Consider the following 7,561-nt stretch of genomic DNA (forward strand, 5'->3'; position numbering starts at 1 on the left):
CCCCCCCCCCTAAAAAACCGCGACTCTTTGCGCAAGCGGGCGCCAGCGCAGGTGGGGCAGGGCATGACATTCATGAATCGGCCGAGATTCTCGCGCACCCCTTCCGAATCGGTCTCGTGGTAGCGCCGTTCGAGGTTGGGAATCACCCCCTCGAAGGTCTTGTGGTAAAACTGCCGGCGGCCGCCCTGGTCGAAGTAGAAGCGCACCTCCTCGTTCCCCGAACCGTGCAGCAGAACGTTGCGCACCCGTTCGGACAGCTTTTCGAAAGCCTGGTTGATGTCGAACTGGTAATGGTCGGAGAGGGCCTCGATCAGCTGGAAGTAATAGCCGCCGCCACCGCGGGTTTCCCAGGGGGCGATGGCACCTTCGCGCAGGGAGAGGGCAGGGTTGGGCACCACCTCATCGGGGTCGAAGTACATCCGCGTCCCCAGCCCGGAGCAGTCGGGACAGGCGCCGTAGGGGTTGTTGAAAGAAAACATCCGCGGGGCGATTTCCGGATAGGAGATGCCGCAATCGACGCAGGCGTGCTGCTCGGAAAAAAGCAGGCTTTCGCCGTCGACCACCTCGACCCGGACGATGCCGTCGGCCAGCCGCAGGGCGGTTTCCAGGGAATCGGCCAGGCGCCCCTGCACCCCTTCCTTGATCACCAGGCGGTCCACCACCACCTCGATGGTGTGCTTTTTCTTCTTGTCGAGGGCGATCTCCTCGGCCAGTTCCCGCATTTCGCCGTCGATGCGCACCCGCACGAAGCCGTCGGCCTGCAGCTGGCGCAGTTCCTTGCGGTACTCCCCCTTGCGCCCACGGATGATCGGCGCCAGCAGCAGCAGGCGGCTCTTTTCCGGCAAGGCGAGGATGCGGTCGACCATCTGTTCGACCGTCTGCGAAGCGATCTCCTTCCCACAGGATGAGCAGTGCACCCGGCCGACCCGGGCGAAGAGCAGGCGCAGGTAGTCGTAGATCTCGGTCACCGTGCCGACCGTCGATCTGGGGTTCTTGGAGGTCGTCTTCTGCTCGATGGAGATGGCCGGAGACAGCCCCTCGATGCTCTCCACGTCGGGCTTCTGCATCTGCTCGAGAAACTGCCGGGCATAGGCCGACAGGCTCTCGACGTAGCGGCGCTGCCCCTCGGCGTAGATGGTGTCGAAGGCGAGGGTACTCTTGCCGCTGCCGGAGACCCCGGTGATCACCACCAGCTTATCGCGGGGGATCTCGACGTCGATACATTTCAGGTTGTGCTCGCAGGCACCTTTGACGATGATTTTATTGGCCATGATAACCAGTGATTGGTGATTAGTGATTGGTTCTTTTCTGTGGGGGCGGTGCTTGCTGCGCCCCTACAAATGTGCCGCCATCTGCTCGGCCATGCGCACTGCCGCCACCAGGCTCTCGGCACTGGCCTGGCCGGTGCCGGCAAGATCGTAGGCGGTGCCGTGATCGACCGAGGTGCGCACGATGGGCAGCCCGAGGGTCACGTTGACACCGTCCTCGAAATGAAGCAGCTTGAGCGGAATCAGCCCCTGGTCGTGGTACATGCAGACCACCGCATCGCAAGAGCCGCGCGCGGCGAAGTGAAACAGGGTGTCGGCGCTGTGCGGCCCGCTGGCGGCGATCCCTTCGGCTTGCGCCGCCGCAATGGCCGGTGCGATCAGGCGGCTTTCCTCGTCGCCGAACAGGCCGCCTTCCCCGGCATGGGGGTTGAGGGCCAGCACCGCGATGCGCGGCCGGGCCTGGCCGAAGAAACGGCGGAAGGCGGCATCGGTGATGCGGATGGTTTCGAGGATTTCGGCCTGGCTCAACGCCTGCGGCACCTCGGCCAGGGCCATGTGGGTGGTCACCAGGCAGACCTTGAGCTTTTCTCCTCCCAGCATCATCACCACCTTGTCGACCCCGCAGCGCTCGGCCAGCAGCTCGGTGTGACCGGGAAAGGCGTAGCCGGCGGCGTGAATCGCCGCCTTGTTGATCGGCGCCGTGACCATGGCCGCGGCCTGGCCCGAGAGACACTGGTCGCAGGCCCATTCAATGTAACGGACCATGGCGTGGCCACAATCGGTATCGGGGCGGCCGTACTTGAGCCGGTCGGCATCGAGGGCGGAGAGGGGCGCGAGATCGAGCTGCCGATCGCCGGCCAAGACCAGCTGAACATGCCCGGGCGCGGTCGTCGCCCGACAGGAGACGCCGACCACCGCCGCCGCCCGCTGCAGCACCGCCGGGTCGCCGGCCACCAGCAGCGGCCGGGACAGGCCGTCGAAGGCGCCTTCACACAAAGCCTTGACGATAATTTCCGGGCCGACTCCGGTCGGGTCACCCAGGGTCAGGACGATGGGTCGTTTCACGTGAATCCTCCGCTCGGGTCAAAGAGACAGTATAGCCCAGAGCCCGGGGGCTTGACATGAAAAAAATCCCCGCCGAAATCGGCGGGGCTCAGTTGACAGCGTCGGCAAGGCGCCTGTTACAGGCGCACGTCGATGTAGGCGGATTTGCGCAGTCCTTCGGCCCAGGACTTGAACGCCTCGTCGGTCTTCTGCTCGGTGAGGGTTTTGGATATCTCCCCCTTGACCGCATCGAACTGGCGGACCGAGCCCGCCTGGCGACCGAGCACCTTGAGGATGTGAATACCGTCGGGGGTTTCCACCAGGCCGCTGACCGCCCCTTCTTCGAGGCCCGTGAGGGCCCGGTCGAAAGCCGGGGTCAGCTCGCCGGCGCCGAAGGTGCCCATGTCGCCCCCTTCGGCACTCTGCTCGCTGGAATATTCGAGCAGCAGCACGAAAAAGTCTTCGCCGGCCTGCAGCCTGGCCAGGGCGCCGGCCGCCGTGCTGCGGGTCGCTTCGACCTGGGCGCTGGACGGTTTTTCCGGCAGCGGAAAGCCGATCCGGGCGATGTGCATGGTCGGATTCTGCCGATAGTCCTCGATATGCTCACGGAAATAATCGAGCATTTCCTGGTTGCTGACGTCGACCTTGCTCTTGACTTCGCGACCGAGGAGCTTGTAGCGCAGAATCTGCTTGCGCAGGTTGTCCTGGTAGACGTCGAAATCCATCCCCTGCAGCTTCAGAGCCTCGATCAGTTCGGCGCGGGTCAGCTGGTTCTGCATGAGCACATCGCCGATCGCGGCTTCGATCTCGTCACCGGTTACAGCGATCCCCAGCTCCTTGACCCGCTGCTCCACCAGCGTCTCTTCGATGAGGCTGGAGAGGGCCCGCTGGCGAACTTCGTCAAGGGCCTGCGGCGAAAGCTTAGCCAGACCGCCTTCGCCGAACTGGCGCTTTTCCAATTCACGGTCGACCTGGTAGATGGTGATGATGTCGTTGTTGACCACGGCCGCGATGCGGTTAACGGTTTCCGCCTGGGCCAGCGGACAGAGCAACAGCAGCAGGAGCGTCGATAGGGCAAAAAAACGGTTCATCAGGCAGATTCCTTGTAAAAGATTTTCCGGGACGTGCCGTCACCGGCAGCGATTAGTCCATTCAGTCGAGCAGCGACCAGTTGATGGTGATCGACGCCCGCTCGCGCAGGCCCCGCAACCACTCCTGGTAGGCCTGCTCCTCGTTTTCTCCGCGCAGGATGTCGCGAATGGTGTCGCGCACCGCGTCGAGCGGAAGCCGGACCGACGGCCGCCGCTCCTGGACCTCGAAAATGTGATAGCCGTATTCGCTTTTCACCAGTTCGCTGAGCCGCCCCTCGGGCAGAAAAAAGACGACCGCGTCAAATTCGGGCGGCATCTCGCCCCGGGCGAAAAAGTCGAGATCACCGCCGTCCTCGGCATCGGGAGAGAGGGAGTGCTGGCGCGCCACGGCGGCAAAATCGGCACCCTGGCGAAGCTCGTCCAGCAGTCGGTTCCCCTCGGCCTCGTCGGCCACCACGATCTGCCGGGCCCGCACCTGTTCGGGGCGATCGAAGTCATCGCGGTTTTCCTGGTAATACTGGGCGATATCCTCGTCGTTGACCGTCACCAGCGAATAGACCGCCTGATGGACGACCTTTTCCATCAGCAGGCTCTCTTCCAGCGCCTGGCGCCACTGCTCTTCGCTGAGCCCCCGTTCGGCCAGCAGGGCCAGGAACTCCTCGGCCGGATACTCGGAGCGCGCATCAGCCATGGCCGCCTCCACCTCTTCGGCAGACAGGGCGATATTGAGCCGGCCGGCTTCGGCCAGGGTCAGCTCGCGGTCGACCGTCTGGACCAGGAAGGAGCGCTCCAGGTCGCCTTTTTCTTCCGGCGAAAGGCTCTGGTCGGCCGGCAGGGTCTTGGCGAAGCTGCTGCGGAACTGCTCGAGGGTCACCGCCCGGCCATCCACCGTGAGCAGCACCTGGGGCGCCGCTTCGCCCCGGTCACGGCAGCCCGTGAGCAGAAACAGGAGTAACAGGGGAAGCAGAAAACGGACTGTTCGACGACGGCAGCTGATCATTGGTATTAATCCCGCACGGAATGGGTCTTGATCTGAACACAACTGGGACAAGCTAGCACAGCTAGAGAAACCCCTGCAATTCTTTTTTCGCCGTCGTCAGCACCTCTTCGGCGCCCATTTTCCCAATCTGGACCGACAGCCGGTAGTCGGGGGAAAAGCGGTATTTTCCAGGCTGTTCCATGAGCTTGAGGATCTTCTCCGGCGGCACCGGGGTGGTCGCGTGAAAGGCGAACAGCAGCTGGCGACCGTCATATTCGGCCAGCTCGACCTTGAACTGCTTCATCAGCACCCGCAGCTTCATCACCTCGATCAGCAGCACCGCCGGCTCCGGCAGCTCGCCGTAGCGGTCGCGCAGCTCGTCGGCGGCATCGTAGAGCTCGTCGACCACCTCGGCGGCGGCCAGCTGCTTGTAGAAGACCAGCCGCTGGTTGGGGTCGGGCAGGTATTTTTCCGGCAGGAAGGCGGACAGCCCGAGGCGCACCTCGGGGTCGACCTTCTCCTCGCGCTCGAGCCCCTGCAGTTCGTGAATGGTTTCTTCGAGCAGCTCGGCATACATCTCGAAACCGATGGCGGCGATCTGGCCGGCCTGGCGGCCACCGAGCAGGTCGCCGGCGCCGCGCAGCTCGAGGTCGTGGCTGGCGACCCGGAAGCCGGCGCCGAGCTCGGTGAGATCCTGCAGCACCCGCAGACGCTCCCTGGCCTCACGGGTCAGGCTCCCCTCGCCGGGGATCAGCAGGTAGGCGTAGGCCCGGTGGCGGCTGCGGCCGACCCGGCCGCGCAGCTGGTAGAGCTGGGAGAGGCCGAAACAGTCGGCGCGGTTGATGATGATGGTGTTGGCACGGGGGATGTCGATGCCGTTTTCGATGATGGTGCTGCAGACCAGAACCTGGTCCTTCCCCTCGATGAAATCGACCATCACCTGCTCCAGGGCTTTTTCCCCCATCTGCCCGTGGCCGACGGCGATTTTCGCCTCGGGAACCAGGGTGCGCAGAAAATCGGCCATCGCCTCGATATTCTGCACCCGGTTGTGAACGAAGAAGACCTGGCCGCCGCGGCGCAGCTCGCGCAGGATCGCCTCGCGGATCAGGTCGTCGTCGAACCGGGTGACATAGGTGCGCACCGCCAGCCGGTCGACCGGGGGCGTCTCGATGACCGAGAGGTCACGCATCCCCATCATGCTCATGTGCAGGGTACGGGGGATTGGCGTGGCGGTAAGGGTGATGACGTCGACCTCGGCGCGCAGCTTTTTCAGGCGCTCCTTGTGGGAAACCCCGAAGCGCTGCTCCTCGTCGATGACCACCAGGCCGAGGTTCTTGAAACGGACGTCCCGCTGCAACAGTCGGTGGGTGCCGATCAGGATGTCGACCTGGCCGGCGGCGGTGCGCTCGAGCACCTGCTTCTGCTCGCTGGCGCTGCGGAAGCGGGAAACCATGTCGACCTCGACCGGGTAGTCCTTGAAGCGCTCGCGGAAGGTTTCAAAGTGCTGGCGGGCCAGCACCGTGGTCGGCACCAGCACCGCCACCTGGCGGCCGTCGAGGGCGGCGCGAAAGGCGGCCCTAATCGCCACCTCGGTCTTGCCGTAACCGACGTCGCCGCAGACCAGCCGGTCGACCGGGCGTTCCGACTCCATGTCGGCCAGCACCTCCTGGATCGCCCGCAACTGGTCGGGGGTTTCCTCGTAGGGAAAGGCGGCCTCGAATTCGCGGAACACCCGATCCGGACGGCCATAGCGGAAGCCCTGGCTCATCTCCCGGCGGGCGTAAATCTTGAGCAGCTCGCGGGCCAGTTCCTCGACGGCGGCCCGCGCCTTGAGCTTGGCCTTTTCCCAGGCGCCGCCCCCCATCTTGTCGAGCCGCGGGGCCTGCCCTTCGCCGCCGACGTATTTCTGCACCTTCTCGATGCGCTCCACCGGCAGGTAGAGCTTGTCGCCGCCGGCGTACTCGAGGTGCAGGAAATCCCCCTCGCTCGGTCCCATGCTCAGGTGCTGCAACCCGTGGTAGCGACCAATGCCGTGGTCGGCGTGGACGACGTAATCCCCCTCCTTGAGTTCGGCCAGGGAGGAGAGGAGGGCGCGGGCATCCTTGCGCGGCCGGCGGCGGACCCGCTGGCCGAAGATTTCTTCCTCGGTAACCACCACCGTACGTTCGTCCGGCAACCGGAAGCCGTCGGGCAGTTCGCCCAGCGTCACCACCAGATCTTTGCTCTTCAGAGTCTTCAGCGACGCGCCCGGATCGAACACCGGCCGCACCCCTTCCGGCTCAAGCAGGTCGAGCAGGCGCTCGGCCTGTCCCTGCTGGTGGCAGACCAGCAGGGTGCGCCAGCCGTCCTCCTGCCACTGGCGCAGCTGGGCGGCCAGGCCGGCCAGGCCGCCGCCGGCTTCGCGCAGGCGGGTATGGATATCCCCGTTGCCGAGGGCGTTGACCCGGTAACGCTGGCGGTCCTCCTGCAGGCGGAAGACCTCGAGGGAGGCGAATTCCTGCCTGCGCCGCAGCGACAATTCCCGCTCCAGTTCGGCCGGGGTCAGATACATGCTGGCCGCCTCGACGTACGGTTCCTCGCGGCGGGCCATGCGCGCCTCGCCCTCGGCGACCTCGGCGGCAAACTGGTCACCGGCCTGGTCCACCGCCGGCGGATCGAGAATGACCCAGCGCCCCTTGGGGGCATAGTCGAACAGGGTATCGAGTCGCCCGTAGGTCAGCGGCAGCAGAAACTGGCGGCCGGGAGACAGCAGTCCCTCCCTGGCCTCTTCGAGCACCGCCTCGCGCTGGGAGCGGGGGAGCTCGAGGGCATCGCAGCGCTCCTTGAGCCGGCGGGAAAAACTCTGCAGATAGTCGCCGGCCAGCACCATCTCCCGGGCCGGCAGCAGCTCCAGCCGTTCGAGCTCGCGATCGTCGGAACGCTGGCTGGCCGCGTCGAAGGGGCGCAGCTTTTCGAGGGTGTCACCGAAGAATTCAAGCCGCACCGGCCGGGCCAAAGAGGGCGGAAAGATGTCGATGATATCGCCGCGCACCGAAAAGGTACCGCGGTCCTCCACCAGCGGCACGGCGTTGTAACCGAGCCGCTGCAGCAAGTCGGTGAGCTGCTCGCGGGGGTAGTCGCCGCCGAACTCCAGCACCTCGCAGAGCCCGGCCAGCACCTCGCGGGGAATCACCCGCTGC

The 7,561-nt window shown here is 65.2% G+C and carries 4 protein-coding genes and 1 pseudogene; all 5 read right to left on the reverse strand.

The features are described from left to right. Positions 1-1,271: pseudogene (locus ABYV89_RS12440) on the reverse strand (excinuclease ABC subunit UvrA); the annotation flags it as partial. Between the two features lie 63 nt (positions 1,272-1,334). Next, complete coding sequence (gene pdxA / locus ABYV89_RS12445; RefSeq protein ID WP_432823278.1) at positions 1,335-2,333, reverse strand: 4-hydroxythreonine-4-phosphate dehydrogenase PdxA; 999 nt, start codon at positions 2,331-2,333, stop codon at positions 1,335-1,337. 116 nt (positions 2,334-2,449) lie between these two features. Next, positions 2,450-3,403: a peptidylprolyl isomerase gene (locus ABYV89_RS12450; protein ID WP_432823279.1), complete on the reverse strand. Its 954-nt coding sequence runs from the start codon at positions 3,401-3,403 to the stop codon at positions 2,450-2,452. A gap of 61 nt (positions 3,404-3,464) precedes the next feature. Beyond that, positions 3,465-4,403 carry a peptidylprolyl isomerase gene (locus ABYV89_RS12455; RefSeq protein WP_432823280.1) on the reverse strand — a complete coding sequence of 313 codons (939 nt, stop codon included), beginning with the start codon at positions 4,401-4,403 and terminating at the stop codon, positions 3,465-3,467. Between the two features lie 61 nt (positions 4,404-4,464). After that, positions 4,465-7,561, reverse strand: a 3,097-nt coding sequence (gene mfd, locus ABYV89_RS12460; RefSeq protein ID WP_432823281.1) for a transcription-repair coupling factor, incomplete at its 5' end; no start/stop codon positions are given.

Source organism: Trichloromonas sp., from assembly GCF_041583255.1.
GTDB lineage: Bacteria > Desulfobacterota > Desulfuromonadia > Desulfuromonadales > Trichloromonadaceae > Trichloromonas.